This is a genomic window from Pseudomonas sp. HMSC066A08 (assembly GCF_001813025.1).
In the GTDB taxonomy this organism is placed as follows: Bacteria; Pseudomonadota; Gammaproteobacteria; order Pseudomonadales; family Pseudomonadaceae; genus Pseudomonas; species Pseudomonas aeruginosa.
On record NZ_KV811185.1, the window covers coordinates 1 to 973 of the forward strand.

Below are 973 nucleotides of genomic sequence, written 5' to 3' on the forward strand. Positions count from 1 at the left end.
GGTTAGAGCGCACCCCTGATAAGGGTGAGGTCGGCAGTTCGAATCTGCCCAGACCCACCAATTGTTGGTGTGCTGCGTGATCCGATACGGGGCCATAGCTCAGCTGGGAGAGCGCCTGCTTTGCACGCAGGAGGTCAGGAGTTCGATCCTCCTTGGCTCCACCATCTAACAATCGTCGAAAGCTCAGAAATGAATGTTCGTGAATGAACATTGATTTCTGGTCTTTGCACCAGAACTGTTCTTTAAAAATTCGGGTATGTGATAGAAGTAAGACTGAATGATCTCTTTCACTGGTGATCATTCAAGTCAAGGTAAAATTTGCGAGTTCAAGCGCGAATTTTCGGCGAATGTCGTCTTCACAGTATAACCAGATTGCTTGGGGTTATATGGTCAAGTGAAGAAGCGCATACGGTGGATGCCTTGGCAGTCAGAGGCGATGAAAGACGTGGTAGCCTGCGAAAAGCTTCGGGGAGTCGGCAAACAGACTTTGATCCGGAGATCTCTGAATGGGGGAACCCACCTAGGATAACCTAGGTATCTTGTACTGAATCCATAGGTGCAAGAGGCGAACCAGGGGAACTGAAACATCTAAGTACCCTGAGGAAAAGAAATCAACCGAGATTCCCTTAGTAGTGGCGAGCGAACGGGGATTAGCCCTTAAGCTTCATTGATTTTAGCGGAACGCTCTGGAAAGTGCGGCCATAGTGGGTGATAGCCCCGTACGCGAAAGGATCTTTGAAGTGAAATCGAGTAGGACGGAGCACGAGAAACTTTGTCTGAACATGGGGGGACCATCCTCCAAGGCTAAATACTACTGACTGACCGATAGTGAACCAGTACCGTGAGGGAAAGGCGAAAAGAACCCCGGAGAGGGGAGTGAAATAGAACCTGAAACCGTATGCGTACAAGCAGTGGGAGCCTACTTGTTAGGTGACTGCGTACCTTTTGTATAATGGGTCAGCGACTTATATTC

1 tRNA gene and 1 rRNA gene are annotated in these 973 nt (G+C 49.0%); both read left to right on the forward strand.

From position 1 onward, the window contains the following. Window positions 1-88 precede the first annotated feature (88 nt). A tRNA-Ala gene (locus HMPREF2886_RS01425) sits at window positions 89-164 on the forward strand. Between the two features lie 224 nt (window positions 165-388). Further along, window positions 389-973, forward strand: a 23S ribosomal RNA gene (locus HMPREF2886_RS01430); the annotation flags it as partial.